The sequence below is a fragment of the Mesorhizobium sp. M7A.F.Ca.MR.176.00.0.0 genome (assembly GCF_004023165.1).
Taxonomy (GTDB): Bacteria; Pseudomonadota; Alphaproteobacteria; order Rhizobiales; family Rhizobiaceae; genus Mesorhizobium.
In genome coordinates, this window is sequence record NZ_RZTC01000037.1 from 24,533 (window position 1) to 39,434 (window position 14,902).

Here is a 14,902-nt window from a genome sequence, read left to right on the forward strand (position 1 = left end):
CGTGAATCGCTTGGGCAAGCCCTTGTGGGCTCAGCAAATGATTCATCACTATGAACCTCGGGAGGAATTCGGATGCGTGTACTTACGAAAGCTACCTATATTCTAACCACTGCGGCGTTTCTGTCGCTCGGCGCGGCCTATACGGCGTCGGCTAACGAGGACCTTGCAAAGCTGGCTTCGGATTCGAAGAACTGGGCAATGCAGACGGGTGACTACGCCAACACCCGCTATTCCAAACTCAACCAGATTACTGCGGACAATGTGAAGAACCTGCAGGTCAAGTGGACCTTTTCCACCGGCGTGCTGCGAGGCCACGAGGGTGGACCGCTTATCATCGGCGATGTGATGTATGTCCACACGCCTTTCCCGAACAATGTCTTTGCGCTCGACCTCAAGAATGACGGGAAGATCCTCTGGAAATACGAACCCAAGCAGGATCCCAACGTCATTCCGATCATGTGTTGCGATACGGTCAATCGCGGTGTTGCCTATGGTGACGGCAAGATCATTCTCAATCAGGCCGACACCACGGTCGTCGCCCTCGACGCGAAGACCGGCAAGGTCGTCTGGTCGGTCAAGAACGGTGACCAGACCGATGGCGGCAAAGGCGAATCCGGTACGGCTGCCCCCGTCGTCGTCAAGGACAAGGTGCTCATCGGCGTCTCCGGCGCCGAATTCGGCGTTCGCGGCTGGCTGGCCGCCTACAATCTGAAAGATGGCAAACTCGCCTGGAAAGCCTATTCGGAAGGTCCGGACGCAGACACCCTGATCGATCCCGAAAAGACCACGCATCTCGGCAAGCCGGTGGGCAAGGACTCCGGCACGAACACCTGGGAAGGCGAGCAGTGGAAGACAGGCGGCGGCACGACATGGGGATGGTATTCCTATGATCCCAAGCTGAACCTGGTCTACTATGGCACCGGCAATCCCTCGACGTGGAACCCCGTACAACGCCCCGGCGACAATCGCTGGTCGATGACGATCATGGCCCGCGATGCGGACACGGGTGTTGCCAAATGGCTCTACCAGATGACCCCGCATGACGAATGGGACTATGACGGCATCAACGAGATGATCCTCGTCGATGGCATGGACGTCAACGGCGCCAAGCACGACGTGCTGGTGCATTTCGATCGCAATGGCTTTGCCTACACCATGGATCGCGCCAGCGGCGAACTTCTCGTCGCCAAAAAATACGATCCGGCTGTGAACTGGGCGACCGAAGTCAACATGGACCCAAAGAGCGATCAGTATGGCCGCCCGCAGGTCGTGGCGAAATATTCGACCCAGCAAAACGGCGAAGACACCAACTCGACCGGCATCTGCCCGGCCGCGCTTGGAACCAAAGACCAGCAGCCGGCCGCCTACTCGCCGAAGACTGGGCTGTTCTATGTCCCGACCAACCATGTCTGCATGGACTATGAGCCTTACAAGGTAAGCTACACCGCCGGTCAGCCCTATGTTGGCGCCACCGTGTCGATGTACCCGGCCCCTGGCGGCGACGGCAACATGGGCAACTTCATTGCCTGGGATGCAGCCAAGGGTGAGATCGTCTGGTCGAAGCCCGAGATGTTCTCGGTGTGGTCTGGCGCGTTGGCCACGGATGGCGACGTCGTCTTCTACGGCACGCTCGAAGGCTACATCAAGGCGGTCGATAAGGACGGCAAGGAACTCTACAAGTTCAAGACCCCGTCCGGCATCATCGGCAACATCACGACCTACGAGCAGGGCGGCAAGCAGTACATCGCCGTTCTGTCGGGTGTTGGCGGTTGGGCAGGTATTGGCCTGGCAGGCGGCCTGCTTTCGCCTGATAACGCCGCTGCCTGGCATGGCGCCGTCGATCAGGGCCGTGCCCAAGGCGATGAGGCCGCCGTCGTTGGCACCGCTGGTCTTGGTGCCGTCGGTGGCTACGCGGCACTTGCCGACTACACGACGCTGGGCGGTCAGCTCACCGTCTTCGGTCTCCCGGATTGATGCGCTGGGAACCTTGAGAACGCCTCAGGTCTTGTGAGACCAAAGGCTTGAAGAACGAGAGCCCGGATCATCCGGAAGCCATGGCCGGGCTCTCGATTCGGTTACGCACCCAAAACACCGATCAATGCCGGTCGCGCCAGCAAAACCGTGTCCATTGGCAAATGAAGGAAGTTTGAATGTCCGTTCGCATTGTAATTTCGGCTTTGGTCCTGGCTCTGCTGCCTCTGGCAAGCTCAGGCGTCGCCCAGGCCGACGACAGCATGGAAAAAGCCAAGGCGGTGAAGGAAGAAGGCGGCAAGTATTTGGATGCGGATGGAAATCCGACCTACAAGATCGAAAACGGAACCGTCGATTGGTACACGTTCAGCGGCTACCGCCGGTATCACTCCGATTGCCATGTCTGCCACGGACAGGATGCAACAGGTTCGAGCTATGCGCCGGCTTTGGTCAACAGCCTGAAAAACATGGATTACGGCACGTTCCTCTCGATCGTCGCCGAGGGCCGCAAGAATGTCGGCGGCGGCAAGGAAAACGTCATGCCTGCCTTTGGCGACAACAAGAATGTCTATTGCTACATGGACGACCTCTACATCTACCTGCGCGCGCGCGCAGATGGCGCGGCGCCCCGCGGACGGCCGCCCAAGCACGAAGACAAGGCCCAGGCGGCGAAGGATGCCGAAGCATCCTGCATGGGTGGGTGACATGATTGGCCGCGATGCATTGAAGCTGCGCGTCGTTCTGCCGATCCTCGGCACGCTCGCCTTGCTGCCGTCGAATGCGCATGCGCAAAGCGCCGGCCTTGGTGCGGCGGGAGAACTGGTCGACCCCGACATCTTGCGCGTCTGCGCCGATCCCTCGAATATGCCCTTCACCGACAAGAGCGGCGAAGGATTCGAAAACAAGCTGGCAGAGCTGGTTGCCGCGAAAACCGGGCGCAAGTCCGTCTCCTACACCTGGTTTCCCACGATCACCGGCTTCGTGCGCAATACGTTGGGGGCCAACCGATGCGACATCATCATGGGCTATGCCCAGGGCGATGAGCTGGTGCAGAACACCAACGCCTACTATCGCTCCGCCTATGTGCTGGTGCATCCGAAAAGCAAAGATATGGAAGGCGTGGAAACGATCGAGGATTCCAGACTCACGGGCAAGACGATCGGCGTCGTTGAAAGCACGCCGCCAACCGCCAACATGGCCGCCAACAAGCTCCTGCGGACCGCCAAGATCTATCCGCTTGCGGTGGATACGCGCGTCACCCCATCCATGGGGGAGGTCATGATCAAGGACATGCTGGCACACAAGATCGATGCGGCGGTGCTGTGGGGACCGATGGCAGGTTACTATGCCAAGGAACTCGGAGCTGATGTGACGATCGTTCCACTGGTGAAGGAAAAAACCGGCTCGCGCATGTCTTACCGCATTACCATGGGCGTACGTCCGTCCGACCAGGAATGGAAGCGGACGCTCAACCGGGTGATCAGGGAAAACCAGGCGGAGATCACCAGGATCCTGCTGAGCTATAACGTGCCGCTGATCGACGAACACGACAACCTGATTACCCAATGAATGGAAGGGAGACTATTTTCTTGCTGGTCGCCGCGAGCCTTCTGGGTCTGACCGAGCCGACATGGGCTGGCGATGTCGCCGAACCCAGCGGTTTCCGGATGGACGACTATCGGGCGCCGGTGCCGCGGACGCTGCAAGGCGCGAGGGTGGTGACGACGGTGGAAGCGGAAGCGCTGTGGCGGGCGAAAAAGGCGATCTTCTTCGACGTGATGCCGGACACGCCCAAACCGACCAATTTGCCGGCAGGGACCATATGGAGGGACAAGGTCAGAAAGGACATCCCCGGCAGCATATGGCTGGCCAATGTGGGATACGGCGCTATTTCGCAGGAGACCGCCAGCTATTTTCGCCAAGGCCTCGAGGCCAAAGCCGGGACGGACAAGTCGCGCGCGATTCTGTTCTACTGCATGACGAATTGCTGGATGTCGTGGAATGCGGCGAAACGGGCCGTCGAGTGGGGCTACAGTTCGGTAATCTGGTATCCGCTAGGCGCTGATGGGTGGGAAGATGCAAACCTTCCACTGGAGGAGAAAAAACCCTACACAACGAACAATTAAAGTAAGGACTGCAATTATTCTCGATAGTTTGTTTTCAACTTTTCAAAACCTATTGTTTCATTTGTCCATTTTGAGACTTGATGGACGAGCCATTGCGTCGGTGCCCTGCAATGGTTGGCTAACGACAGGATCGGTCCCTTCGGGCTGGTATAAGAGGAGAAATGTCATGAAGAAGAACTGGAAAAAACCGACCATGTGTCAGGTTGCCGCTGGCTTCGAAATTTCACGGTATCTGCCTGCTGAAATTACTCCCAAGAAGTAGGCCGCAGAGGTGCGCGTCCCTGGCGACAGGGGCGCGCATCCCCTCGCCCCATGGATTTTCGTGAAAGATTTTGACGCACGCAAAGCGCGCGAAGCGTTTTTTGTGACTGCAAATTGCCTGCAGGTCAGAGAAGCCGGCGCGCGGGCATTTTCATGCATTTGAGGATCATCGGATCGGCGGCGGGCGGCGGCTTTCCGCAATGGAACTGCAACTACAGTCTGAGTCGTGCGGCTCGCACCGGCATGGCCGGCGTGCATTCACGAACCCAGTCAAGTGTCGCCGCCTCGGCGGACGGGTTCGGCTGGGTTCTTTTCAATGCCTCGCCCGACATTCGCCAGCAAATCGCTGCAACACCTGAACTGCAGCCTGCGGGCGATGCGCCGCTGCGCTCGACGCCTATTCGCGCGGTGGTGCTGACCAACGCCGATGTCGATCATATCGCCGGACTGCTCAGCCTGCGCGAGCGGCAGCCTTTCGCCATCTATGCAACGGCGCAGGTTCTGGCGACGCTGGAGGCGAATTCGATTTTCAACGTTCTCGATCCAGCGCTTGTGCCGCGGCGCATCCTGCCGCCGGCGAAAGAATTGGCCATTTGCGACGCAGAAGGCCGCGAGACCGGCGTAATGATCGAGCCCTTTCCAGTGCCCGGGAAGATAGCACTCTATCTGGAGGATAGAGACCATCCGGATGCCAATTTCAGCTCCGACGCAGGTAATACGATCGGAGTCCGAATTGCCGGCGTCGGCAGCCGCGGCTCCGTCTTCTATATCCCAGGCTGCGCGCGCATCGATGCGGCCTTGCGCGCGCGTCTCGCCGATGCCGCCTGTCTTCTGTTCGACGGCACGGTCTATACCGACGACGAGATGATCGTTGCCGGCGTCGGTCAGAAAACCGGCGCGCGCATGGGGCATCTGGCAATCTCGGGAGAATCGGGTTCGATCGCCGGCTTGGCCGATGTGAAGGTCGGCCGCCGTGTCTTCGTCCACATCAACAACACCAACCCCATCCTTGACGAGAACTCCGCCGAGCACGCGGCGGTCAAGGCGGCAGGCTGGGAAATCGCAAGCGACGGTATTGAGGTGGAATTTTGAGCGACTTCCGCGATGCAGCCAAAGGCGGACTCTCCACGAACGCTCTCGAAGCCGTGCTGAGGCAGGTTGGCGCCGAGCGCTATCACAATCGCCATCCCTTTCACCACAGGATGACCAGCGGCGCATTGTCGAAGGCCGAGATGAAGGCCTGGGCGCTGAACCGCTATTGCTATCAGGCGGTCATCCCCCGCAAGGATGCCATGATCCTCGTGCATGCCGAGGATCCAGCGTTTCGCGCCGCGTGGCGCAAGCGGATCGAGGATCATGACGGCGAGGACGGCTGGAGCGGCGGCATCGCGCGCTGGCTGCATCTGGCAACTTCGCTCGGCCTGGACGCCGAGGCCGTGAAGAGCGAAAGGCTGGCACTGCCGGCGACGCGCTTCGCGGTGGGCGCTTACCTTTCCTTTTGCACAAACCGGACGTTGTTCGAGGCGGTCGCGTCCTCGCTGACCGAGATGTTCTCGCCACTCATCATCGGCGAGCGGGTGCCGGCAATGCTGGCCAAATACGACTACATCACCGAGGATACACTGGCCTATTTCAGGCAACGGCCCGAACAGGCCTCGCGTGACGCCGACTTCGCCCTCGCCTACGTGCTCAGCCATGCCGATACGGCGGAGCGCCAGCAGCAGGCAATCGATGCACTGGTGTTCAAATGCGATATACTCTGGGCCATGCTTGATGCGCTTCAACACGCCTATGGCGAGCAGGGAAACATACCGCCCGGCGCCTTCCAGCCCGAGGCAGCCCTATGATGGCGCTGCGCGAAAGAGCCGTGGTGTCGCTGCAGTCGATACCTTCGCTGCCGAAGCACGTGCGCATACAGTACGATTCCGTGCGGCAGGCATTCGCCGTGCTTTCACCCGAAAAGATATTCTGGCCGAACGATGTCAGTCTCGATATTTTGCGCCGCTGCGATGGACGGTCAACGGCAGGCGATATCATTGCTGGCCTTGCCGCGGATTATGAGGCCGAACAGGAGGCCGTGGCGACCGACGTCATCGCCTTCCTGCAGGAATGGTCGGACAAGCTGCTGGTGAGGCTATGAGCACGCCCCTCCTCCCTCCAATCGGCATGCTGGCGGAACTGACGCATCGCTGCCCGCTGCAATGCCCTTATTGCTCCAATCCGCTGGAACTGCTGAAGGCCAATCGCGAACTCGACACAGAGACCTGGCTCGCCCTGTTCTCGGAGGCCGCCGATCTGGGAGTGCTCCAGGTGCATCTGTCCGGTGGCGAGCCGACACTGCGCCGCGACCTCGAGCAATTGATCGCAGGGCTTGCGGGGCGCGGCGTCTACACCAATCTGATTACCGCGGGCGTTGGCATCGTCGAGGGCCGTATCGAGGCATTTGCCGAAGCCGGCCTCGACCATCTGCAACTGAGCTTTCAGGGCGCGCGGCCGGCGACCACCGATCGCATCGGCAACCACAAGGGCGCTCACGAAAAGAAGCTGGAAACGGCACGCCGCGCACGCGCTGCCGGTCTGCCTCTTACCATCAACGCACCGATCCATCGCCATAACATCGAGGAAGTGCCGGAATTCATCGATCTCGCCCTTTCGCTGGGCGCGGAGAGGCTCGAGATCGCCAATGTGCAGTATGCCGGCTGGGCGTTGACCAATCGCGACCAACTGATGCCCGAGCGTGAAGCGGTCGACAGGCAGGCGGAGATCGTTGCGGAGGCACAGGAGCGACTGGCCGGCATCATCAACATCGATTTTGTGACGCCGGACTATTTCGCGATCTATCCCAAGCCGTGCATGGGCGGCTGGGCGCGGGACGCCTTCATGGTGACGCCTGACGGCACCGTACTGCCCTGCCATGCCGCACAGACGATCCCGTCGCTCAGCTTCGAGCGTTTCGAACCACGCAGGCTGTCCTCGATCTGGGCCGATTCACCGGGGTTCAATGCCTTTCGCGGCACGGACTGGATGCAGGAACCCTGTCGCGGCTGTGAGCGGCGCGAGATCGACTGGGGCGGCTGCCGCTGCCAGGCGATGGCGATCGCCGGCGATGCCGCTGCAACGGACCCGGCTTGCGCGAAATCGCCGGTCCATGCTCGCATGGCAATGCTGATCGACGAAGCCAAGCGCATTGCCACAGCCCCTTCGAGAGAAGAACCATTCGTCTACCGGCGGATCGGCGCCATGACCGAATCCGCCTGACCTGGCGAGAAAGCGCGTCTCACCCCCTCCGCAAAACGCGAAGCGTCTGCTCGTCAAACAATGGCTCGTCCTGGCCGATGCGCACAAACAGCAGGCTGTGCCCCTCATCCGCCGGCACCTCGAAATACTGGACGCCGTCAGGCATTTCGCCCCAGACGCCGCAGGGCGGCTCCGGAATCTCGTTGGGATCGGCAAGTGCTTTCAGCTCTTTCGCATAGGCGGCGTCGGGGCTGAATGTGTAGCGTTTGACGCCGGCGGGTACTGTGCTCTCGGTGTAAGGCGTCAGCACGCAGCGGGCGCTGACAGTCTTGTCGGTTTTTTCCAGGAACAGGCGGCGCAATGCAGCCTCGGCAGTTTCACCTGATATGATGTCGAACAGTTCGACGAGAGGATCGGCCGCGCCGCCGTCGCTGTATTTGATGGCAAGCGCGTTGTCGGCGAATTCGAAATGGATCTGGCGGAAGCCGAAGTCGCAGCGTTGCGCCCAGGCGGCCAGCCCGATATCAGACAACCTTTCCCAGACGCATTTGTCGATCGGCGGGCGCGACGGTGCCGGTTCGTCTGCCATCGCGGACATTGTCGCGGATGCAAGCAGGGCGCTGGCCCAGATGATCGATCTCATGGCGCTATTCATCGCTGCATCCTGTTTAGGTAAAGGCATCCCATGAGGAGCCGTCTGGATTGGCATTGGGGAAGTCGGCTGGCACGCTCAAACCAGCCCGAGCAGAAAGGCCGCGCCACCGAGAAAGCCTGCCGAGCAGAGCCATAGCAGCCAAAGCCCCCGGACCCGGCATTCGAGCACCGCCGAGCCGGGGTTGGCGGGGTCATAGTGCACGTCGACCTTGCTGCCTTCGACATACTGCCGTGCCTGGCCGCCGACGAGGCCCGGCAGCGAGGCAGTCACGGTGGCGCCGAAGGCCACACGATCGGCGCTGTAGCGCTGGCCGGCGACGCCATAGGAGTAGACGATTCGGGATTTGAAGACGGTGCGCCAGCGGCCATAGCCTGAATGGTTTCGGAGCGCCTGCAGACCTGAAGTGTCGATGCAGCCAACCACGATCGGCCATTTTGCCGCCTGCTCGGCCAACGCTTTCTGGGCGAAACCCATGCTCAGGATGAACAAGCCCATAAAAAGCAGCAACGCCGCGGCACCGAGATTCTGCGGCTTGGGCAAATGCGGCCCGATCGCTTCCAGAACACCGCCGACGGAAAACACCAGCACAACCGCGCCGAACACTAGGCCGGCCGAGAGTTGGACCATGAACTTGAAGGCGCCGTCCGGCAGGGTGCGCTCGATCACCGCTTTGCTCGGATCGGCCGGATTGTAGAAGACAGTCACCTCCGCGCCGCGGGGAAACTGGGCAAGGGTTTCAGCGACTTCGAAATTCCCCAAATTCTCTTTCACGCTGTAGCGCGAGCTTTGAAATTTCTTGCCGCCGACCTTGTATTCGAAGGTTATCGCCGGAAAATTGCGCATTTCGGTGGTGTCAGTGCTGTCCGAACCAACGCCCGAGTTTCTGACCTCACGTGCCTCGACGCGCGACGAGATGATCTTTCCCGGCGTCGGCAGCCAGCGGCTGAGCGCTTTCACCTCTCGCCATTTCATGAAGGTGATGAACGACAGCGCGCCCGCGACCACGCACGCAAAGCCGACAAGCATGATCTTGAGTTCCAACTCGTCTCCCCCCAGGAGTGCAGGAACTCGCACATAGACAGCATGGCGGCGGCAATGTCTTGTATTTTCGCAAATCTGAAAAGGCTGAGCAGCGCAAACGGCAACAGCCCACGCCGCGTCATGCAGGCTTCACGGCCAGGAACGTGTTCCATTCTTCGCTATCGCGGCCGACGTTGAAATCGTCCCTGATGAGGACGAGCCCGGCGCCTTCGAGACGGGCCGCGAAGTCGTCCCTGCACCAGTAGACCGTATGATATTCGCCTGATGTCTCGCCGTCGCCATTGCGCATCGAGACGAGGAAGGCGCCGCCCGGGCGCAGCGACCCGGCTATCTTGGCAAGCACCTGGTCGGTCTCAACGCGAGGCACATGGATGAGGACGCACAGGGCCAGGACCGCGTCGTAGGGGCCGCCGAGATCATCGGTGATGAGATCGAGCAACTCGCCATGCTTGCCACGCGCGGCCTGCAGTTCCAGAAACCGCTTGGTCGCGTCGGTGCGCCGGACTTTGACACCCAAAGTCTCCAGAAAATCCGCGTCGTATCCGGCTCCGGACCCGACTTCCAGAATCCGGCCGCCTGTACCGGCGATTGCCACCAGGCGCTTGAGCGATGCCTGCTCCCTCTCGTTGGGAGCATGGCGCACGATGGCATCATATTGTTCCGCATAATCCTCGTAAGCGCTGATCGTTTGACGGCTCTGTGCCAGAGCCTCCGATGACACACCCATCTTTTCCTCCCATGCGTCCATGTCGGTCAAAGAGCCGGACACTTTCCTCAGCCAATGCTGCCGGCGGAAGCGTGTCCATCGAGCAGCCCGATGTCGCGTTGCCCAGACCGCGGACATCAGGCAGAGCGAAGTGCGCCGGGACTGACGACTGTCTCAGTTGGCGTCGGCTACCGTCTGCCGGCCGCCGGCCCAGGCGCGCCATTGCCGTTCGTCGCCATGGAAGACATTGAGGTCTATGCGGCCGGTGACGCCGTGCGACAGGCCGGAGCCGGAATACTGCCAGAACAGCCATTTGCGGCCGGGATAGACCTTTGACGGATGCTGGGCCACGGCACGCAGCCAGAACGGATAGTCGAGGAATTCGCCTCTGAGATTGTCGCGGTAGAAATCGGGCGCGGTGTAGATGATGGGCCGCTGGCCGTAATGCCGCTCCAGCTTGTCCATGAACACCTGCATCTTTTCCAGCACCTTTTCGCGCGACGGCCGCCGCTTGCAGCTGGACTCGCCGTTCCACTCGACGTCGATCACCGGCGGTAGCGCGCCTTCGACCCTGGGCACGTTGCGGATGAACCAGTCCGCCTGCTCGCCGGCCGTGCGGCACCAGTAGAAGAAATGATAGGCGCCGCGCTTCAAGCCGGCGGCGTCGGCGCTGCGCCAGTTTTTCATGAACATCGGATCGAGGTGGTCACCTCCGTCGGTCGCCTTGATGTAGGCGAAGTTGGCGCCCTGGGCCCGCAATTTGTCCCAGTTGACGTTGCCTTGCCAACGCGAGACGTCGACGCCGTGCACTGCAAGGCGGCGAGGCGAACCCTTGCCGAAATTGATCGGCTTGGCGTCGCGAAATCCGTAACGGGTGAGCGGCCCGGCCAGCATGGCCGGTGCCGCGCGGGTCAACAGCTTGGGCGGCGACACCAAGGCTGCCGGCTCGACCGGCAGCCCGCCGACATCAGGCACTTGGGGATCAGGCACGTCGGGCGCGGCAAACACCCCCGTCTCTTCCTCCTCCGCCAAGCCGAACGGGCGCGTTTTTTCCCCCGGACCGTTGTCAGACATGGGAGCCAATCCGGCCCTTGCCGCCCTGTTGCCCCTTGCCGCCGGAGCAGCGGCGATCGGTGCCGGCGGCCGGATCACGGAACTGGTGGTCTCGTTGGACGGTTTCTGCAAATCCAGCGCATCGACGCCGGCCGTTGACGAGCAGCCGGCAAGGCATAGCGATGCGACCAAAAAACTGACGACGCCCGGAATCCGCATCTGGACCTGTACTCAAAACACAACAGACCGAGGGCAAAACGACAGCCGACGGACAAACCAGATCAGTTATGAATGAGAAATTACCAATAAAGTTTGAATCAAGTTTTTTTCGCCCATACCGCGTGCGGGCAAGCGCGATGGAAACCGGCTAGGATTTTTTGAAAACGCCGATCATCGGCCCGAGATTCCAATAGTCGTCTTTGCGGCCGATGGCAGGCGCAAACAAGCTTGATATCGTGCCGTCGAGGAACAGCGCGTTGTCGCAGCCGAGCGCATCGCGGAACAGACGGGCGAAGGCATGGAAGGTCACCGAGCCATTCGAAATCGCAAAAACCGCGACGCCGTCCTTTCGCACCCCGACACCGTCGCGGGTTTTCCGTGAAGTGCCGTCAGCCTGGAATTTTGGATGCAGCTTGCCGTCGATCACCAGCATCGGCCCCGATTGCGTCGCATAGTCGACTGTCGGGCGCCTTTTCACGAAATCCCTGGTGGCACGGACTGCGGCCTTGCCGTTTCGCATGTAGAAAATGCCGTTCGGCTGCAGGGAAAAATTGCCGCTTCCCGATCCCGTTTTCACCGAGGCCATCTCCTGGCCACGCTCGACATAGAGGCCGACCGGCGCGAGGTTCGGGTGATACATACCGGCATTGATGCCGAACAGCATGGTGCGCCCTGCCGCCTGTTGCGTGGCATGCAGATTGTGCAGCGACTGAAACGGCTTGCCCGCCGCATCCTTCCAGAACAGCTCGAGCTGATATCGTTTTGGATCGACCTCGCAAACGAGATAGCTGGTCGCCTCGAAGGTGAAGTCCCGGCATGGCGGCAGTGAAGCGGTCCACTGGCCAAATCCCATGCCAAATGCCGCCACCGACGGCAGTGCGCCCTTGGCCAATGCCAGCAGCAACGGCAATGATTGCAGGAGGGTCAGGAAATCCATGCGCTTACCGGAATCGAAGTTCGTGGTCCGGTACGGATATAACCTGTTTCAAGCGAGACTGTGAAAGGCTCTGGACTTAGGCAAGCCATCCCATGGCGACGCTCAACAACAAGACGATGCCGAGCAGGCCGCGATAGATGACGAACGGCCAAGCCGAGAAACGCTCCAGCACGTGCATCAGCCCCCATATGGCGAAGAAGGCGGAGATCGACGCAACGACCAGCCCGACAGCAAGCACCGACCAGCCATGGGCGTCGAGATGGACCTTGTGCAGTTCCCAGAGTTCCTTGAGGCCGGCGAGCGCGATGGCAGGCAGCCCGAGCAGGAATGAGAAGCGCGCCGCCTCGGCCCGCTTGAAGCCGAGCCCCAATGCCGCCGTCAGGGTCGAGCCCGAGCGCGACACGCCGGGAACAAGCGCGCCGATCTGGGCAACACCGACGAGCAGCGCATCGGTCAGCGACGCGCCCCCCATGCTGCGCCGGTGACGAGCAAAGATCTCGGCCAGCGCCAGCAGGATCGCCATTGCGATGCAGGCCCAGCCGATCACCGTCAGGCTGCGTAGCGGCGAATTGCAGGCGTTGAGCACGCCAGACAGCGCCACGCCGGCGATGACGATCGGGATCGTCGCCAGCACGATCCAGAGCGCCAGCTTGAAATGCCGGTCGGCGAAATCGCGTCGCGCCAGAGCGTTGAAAGAACCAAACAGGATATTCCTGACATCACTCCAGAAATAGCTGACCACCGCGGCAAGAGCCGCGAGTTGCATGGCGGCGGAGAAGGCGGAGCCGGGATCCTGCCAGCCGAGCACGGCCGGCACGATGCGCATATGGGCGGTCGAGGAAATCGGCAACAGTTCGGTGATGCCTTGCACCACGCCGAGGAACGCCACCTTGGCGAACCCCAGGCCGACGAAGCCCGTATCCAGGCCTTGTGTGCAGATATCGGCCAAAATCGAATTCCGTGCATGAGAGATCGGAGTTGCGTGGACCGACCATCGGTCAATCCTGGGCAAGCCTTATCGTCATGGGCCGGATAATCAATTTACGGATTTGTAAGCTGGCGTGCCGAAGTGCACGCCGTTCGAAACCGGCCCACCTTGGAGCCGGCTTGAGATACACAGCGAAAATCGCAAAGCGACTACGGGCAGAGCCAGAGTTTCTGGCATGTCCTGGCGATCACATGCGCCGGCGGCACTTCGGGCTCATCGGTCGAAGGCCGGCGAGCCCGTTCGAGCAGCATGCGCACCTGTTCGGGGCGCACACGATCGCGCTCCATCACAAGCAGGACCATCGGATCGCTCAAAAGCTCGTCCAGGGTGCTGATGCTGTCGTTCATCCGTCGTCTCCTCGAATGCCGTACCCGCGACCCATAAATAGGGAGACAATGATGGCCCGCCAATGACGCTTTGCCGGCTATCTCGTGTCGATTTGGATTAAATTTTGGCCATGCTTGCGCTCTCCCCTGGCCCTTGGCGCTGCGCGTCGATCCACTCCTTCCACAACAAGGGGAGAAGGGAAAAATCAGCCTGGCGGAGGGGCGCCTTCGTATTTCGGCAGGCTGTCATCGAGCACCACCCAGGGCTGCTTCGAGCCCGTGAAAATATGCATTTGCGGCTTGAAAACCGTGGGATCGTCGAGCCATGCGAGTGGGGGTGAAGCCATGACGCCGAAAGCCGTCATGGCAGCCACGGAAAGCGGCTGCCCGCTAACAGCCGGCGGCCTTGGCGTTCACTCCGTTTCGCCGACGACCTCGTCCCAGGTTTTGACCTTGGTCTGGCCGTTGAGGAACGGCAGCGCGGCGGCCGTCAGTTCGGGGGCGAAGAAAGTGTCGTAGTGGGTGCGGTTGGGCAGGATCGCCAGGCGGTTTTGCGACAGGTTCTCGCGCATCCAGCCGGCATCCTTCAGCCCGCCGCCGAGCATCTGATAGAACTTGATCTCGTGTTCGGGCTTGTACATATCGCTGTCGCCATAGACCAGCATGACCGGCATCTTCAGCTTGGCGACGTCGGCCGCGTAGTCGCGGTTCTGACGCATGAAGCCGCCCAGCGCATCGAGGAGCTTCGGGAACTCCTCAGGATGCGGCGCCACGGCGACGTAGGATTTGTACATCGGCGTCTCCTTCATGAACTCAGCCGCGGCCGCGCTCACCTGTGCCTGCTGGGGACGCATCTCGTCATAGAAGCCGTCCGTGGCGTAGCCGGTCGATACCAGGACGAGGCGGCGCACCGCTTCGGGATTCTGGACGGCCATGCGGAAGGCGACGCCGCCGCCCAGCGAATAGCCCATGACATCGACCTGATCGTAACCGAGCGCCTTGACGATGGCGGCCATGTCGTCGCCCATCGCCTCCACGGTGAATGGGCGGTCGCCCAGCGCGGTGCGACCGTGACCCTGCAGGTCGACGCCGATGACGGTGCGGTTTTCGGCAAGTTTCGGCAGGATCGGCGCGAACATATCCGTGGTGCCGAGACCGCCATGCAGCAGAAGCAGCGGCTCGCCCTTACCATAGATGGCATAATAATAATTCAGGCCGTTGATCGGCAGCAGGCCGGACTTTTCCGGCTTCGGCAGTGCGTTCGTCTCAGTCGTCATGGCGGGTTTTGTCTCCTCCGCATTGGTGGTGCCTGGGCAGCCAACGAGCGCTGCAACCGAAGCAAGAATGGCGAAAAACAGGGTTTTGGACATATCGATCTCCTC

At 61.0% G+C, this 14,902-nt stretch carries 17 protein-coding genes and 1 pseudogene; 9 read left to right on the plus strand and 9 right to left on the minus strand.

Going from position 1 to position 14,902, the window contains the following annotated elements; genetic code table 11:
* Positions 1 to 72: 72 nt before the first annotated feature.
* From EOB59_RS14705 to pqqE, 8 genes are all read left to right on the plus strand, one after another.
* Positions 73 to 1,974 (plus strand): methanol/ethanol family PQQ-dependent dehydrogenase, encoded by a 1,902-nt coding sequence (locus EOB59_RS14705; protein ID WP_128288651.1) that lies wholly within the window; start codon positions 73 to 75, stop codon positions 1,972 to 1,974.
* A gap of 176 nt (positions 1,975 to 2,150) precedes the next feature.
* The gene (locus EOB59_RS14710) at positions 2,151 to 2,675 is read left to right on the plus strand and encodes a c-type cytochrome, methanol metabolism-related (protein ID WP_127327544.1); all 525 of its coding nucleotides are present in this window, start codon (positions 2,151 to 2,153) and stop codon (positions 2,673 to 2,675) included.
* Positions 2,647 to 3,540, plus strand: coding sequence for a quinoprotein dehydrogenase-associated putative ABC transporter substrate-binding protein (locus tag EOB59_RS14715; protein WP_127811403.1), 894 nt, complete (start codon positions 2,647 to 2,649; stop codon positions 3,538 to 3,540). The genes EOB59_RS14710 and EOB59_RS14715 overlap by 29 nt, the downstream gene beginning before the upstream one ends.
* Positions 3,537 to 4,097, plus strand: coding sequence for a PQQ-dependent catabolism-associated CXXCW motif protein (locus tag EOB59_RS14720; RefSeq protein ID WP_127267403.1), 561 nt, complete (start codon positions 3,537 to 3,539; stop codon positions 4,095 to 4,097). The genes EOB59_RS14715 and EOB59_RS14720 overlap by 4 nt, the downstream gene beginning before the upstream one ends.
* Before the next feature lie 414 nt (positions 4,098 to 4,511).
* A complete protein-coding gene (pqqB, locus tag EOB59_RS14730) occupies positions 4,512 to 5,450 on the plus strand; it encodes a pyrroloquinoline quinone biosynthesis protein PqqB (RefSeq protein ID WP_128288652.1) in 939 nt (312 codons plus the stop codon).
* Positions 5,447 to 6,205 carry a pyrroloquinoline-quinone synthase PqqC gene (gene pqqC, locus EOB59_RS14735; RefSeq protein ID WP_127810618.1) on the plus strand — a complete coding sequence of 253 codons (759 nt, stop codon included), beginning with the start codon at positions 5,447 to 5,449 and terminating at the stop codon, positions 6,203 to 6,205. The genes pqqB and pqqC overlap by 4 nt, the downstream gene beginning before the upstream one ends.
* Positions 6,202 to 6,498, plus strand: a complete 297-nt coding sequence (gene pqqD / locus EOB59_RS14740; protein ID WP_127810619.1) for a pyrroloquinoline quinone biosynthesis peptide chaperone PqqD — start codon at positions 6,202 to 6,204, stop codon at positions 6,496 to 6,498. Before pqqC ends, pqqD begins: the two co-directional genes overlap by 4 nt.
* On the plus strand, positions 6,495 to 7,616 hold the full coding sequence (pqqE, locus tag EOB59_RS14745) for a pyrroloquinoline quinone biosynthesis protein PqqE (protein ID WP_127810620.1): 1,122 nt from the start codon (positions 6,495 to 6,497) through the stop codon (positions 7,614 to 7,616). Before pqqD ends, pqqE begins: the two co-directional genes overlap by 4 nt.
* Before the next feature lie 19 nt (positions 7,617 to 7,635).
* On the opposite strand, the gene EOB59_RS14750 is transcribed toward pqqE, so the two are convergent.
* From EOB59_RS14750 to EOB59_RS14765, 4 genes are all read right to left on the minus strand, one after another.
* Positions 7,636 to 8,250, minus strand: coding sequence for a hypothetical protein (locus tag EOB59_RS14750; protein ID WP_128288653.1), 615 nt, complete (start codon positions 8,248 to 8,250; stop codon positions 7,636 to 7,638).
* Between the two features lie 75 nt (positions 8,251 to 8,325).
* The gene (locus tag EOB59_RS14755) at positions 8,326 to 9,291 is read right to left on the minus strand and encodes a DUF3592 domain-containing protein (protein WP_245481743.1); all 966 of its coding nucleotides are present in this window, start codon (positions 9,289 to 9,291) and stop codon (positions 8,326 to 8,328) included.
* Positions 9,292 to 9,409: 118 nt separating this feature from the next.
* Positions 9,410 to 10,018 (minus strand): class I SAM-dependent methyltransferase, encoded by a 609-nt coding sequence (locus tag EOB59_RS14760; RefSeq protein WP_127810622.1) that lies wholly within the window; start codon positions 10,016 to 10,018, stop codon positions 9,410 to 9,412.
* Between the two features lie 153 nt (positions 10,019 to 10,171).
* On the minus strand, positions 10,172 to 11,071 hold the full coding sequence (locus EOB59_RS14765) for a glycoside hydrolase family 25 protein (protein ID WP_245466321.1): 900 nt from the start codon (positions 11,069 to 11,071) through the stop codon (positions 10,172 to 10,174).
* On the opposite strand from EOB59_RS14765, the gene EOB59_RS36300 reads away from it, so the two are divergent.
* The gene (locus tag EOB59_RS36300; RefSeq protein WP_245481745.1) at positions 11,070 to 11,345 is read left to right on the plus strand and encodes a hypothetical protein; all 276 of its coding nucleotides are present in this window, start codon (positions 11,070 to 11,072) and stop codon (positions 11,343 to 11,345) included. The two genes, EOB59_RS14765 and EOB59_RS36300, sit on opposite strands and share 2 nt — an antisense overlap.
* 72 nt (positions 11,346 to 11,417) lie before the next feature.
* On the opposite strand, the gene EOB59_RS14770 is transcribed toward EOB59_RS36300, so the two are convergent.
* The 5 genes and pseudogenes from EOB59_RS14770 to EOB59_RS14790 all read right to left on the minus strand — a co-directional run bounded on the left by EOB59_RS14770 (position 11,418) and on the right by EOB59_RS14790 (position 14,890).
* Entirely contained in the window at positions 11,418 to 12,206 is a 789-nt protein-coding gene (locus EOB59_RS14770; protein ID WP_127327552.1) for a phosphodiester glycosidase family protein, read from the minus strand.
* A gap of 76 nt (positions 12,207 to 12,282) precedes the next feature.
* Positions 12,283 to 13,155 carry an undecaprenyl-diphosphate phosphatase gene (locus EOB59_RS14775; protein WP_127269867.1) on the minus strand — a complete coding sequence of 291 codons (873 nt, stop codon included), beginning with the start codon at positions 13,153 to 13,155 and terminating at the stop codon, positions 12,283 to 12,285.
* A 188-nt stretch (positions 13,156 to 13,343) separates the two neighbouring features.
* The gene (locus EOB59_RS14780) at positions 13,344 to 13,541 is read right to left on the minus strand and encodes a hypothetical protein (protein WP_013532087.1); all 198 of its coding nucleotides are present in this window, start codon (positions 13,539 to 13,541) and stop codon (positions 13,344 to 13,346) included.
* Positions 13,542 to 13,726: 185 nt separating this feature from the next.
* A pseudogene (locus tag EOB59_RS14785) lies at positions 13,727 to 13,843 on the minus strand (GFA family protein); the annotation flags it as partial.
* Between the two features lie 90 nt (positions 13,844 to 13,933).
* Positions 13,934 to 14,890 (minus strand): alpha/beta hydrolase, encoded by a 957-nt coding sequence (locus EOB59_RS14790; RefSeq protein ID WP_127810624.1) that lies wholly within the window; start codon positions 14,888 to 14,890, stop codon positions 13,934 to 13,936.
* Positions 14,891 to 14,902: the final 12 nt, after the last annotated feature.

Bases quoted from the DNA above. Each gene is read 5' to 3' on its own strand.
- EOB59_RS14705 (WP_128288651.1), top strand. From the start codon at position 73: ATGCGTGTACTTACGAAAGCTACCTATATTCTAACCACTGCGGCGTTT.
- EOB59_RS14710 (WP_127327544.1), top strand. From the start codon at position 2,151: ATGTCCGTTCGCATTGTAATTTCGGCTTTGGTCCTGGCTCTGCTGCCT.
- EOB59_RS14715 (WP_127811403.1), top strand. From the start codon at position 2,647: ATGCCGAAGCATCCTGCATGGGTGGGTGACATGATTGGCCGCGATGCA.
- EOB59_RS14720 (WP_127267403.1), top strand. From the start codon at position 3,537: ATGAATGGAAGGGAGACTATTTTCTTGCTGGTCGCCGCGAGCCTTCTG.
- pqqB (WP_128288652.1), top strand. From the start codon at position 4,512: ATGCATTTGAGGATCATCGGATCGGCGGCGGGCGGCGGCTTTCCGCAA.
- pqqD (WP_127810619.1), top strand. From the start codon at position 6,202: ATGATGGCGCTGCGCGAAAGAGCCGTGGTGTCGCTGCAGTCGATACCT.
- pqqE (WP_127810620.1), top strand. From the start codon at position 6,495: ATGAGCACGCCCCTCCTCCCTCCAATCGGCATGCTGGCGGAACTGACG.
- EOB59_RS14750 (WP_128288653.1), bottom strand. From the start codon at position 8,250: ATGAATAGCGCCATGAGATCGATCATCTGGGCCAGCGCCCTGCTTGCA.
- EOB59_RS14760 (WP_127810622.1), bottom strand. From the start codon at position 10,018: ATGGGTGTGTCATCGGAGGCTCTGGCACAGAGCCGTCAAACGATCAGC.
- EOB59_RS36300 (WP_245481745.1), top strand. From the start codon at position 11,070: ATGGGAGCCAATCCGGCCCTTGCCGCCCTGTTGCCCCTTGCCGCCGGA.
- EOB59_RS14765 (WP_245466321.1), bottom strand. From the start codon at position 11,071: ATGTCTGACAACGGTCCGGGGGAAAAAACGCGCCCGTTCGGCTTGGCG.
- EOB59_RS14770 (WP_127327552.1), bottom strand. From the start codon at position 12,206: ATGGATTTCCTGACCCTCCTGCAATCATTGCCGTTGCTGCTGGCATTG.
- EOB59_RS14780 (WP_013532087.1), bottom strand. From the start codon at position 13,541: ATGAACGACAGCATCAGCACCCTGGACGAGCTTTTGAGCGATCCGATG.
- EOB59_RS14790 (WP_127810624.1), bottom strand. From the start codon at position 14,890: ATGTCCAAAACCCTGTTTTTCGCCATTCTTGCTTCGGTTGCAGCGCTC.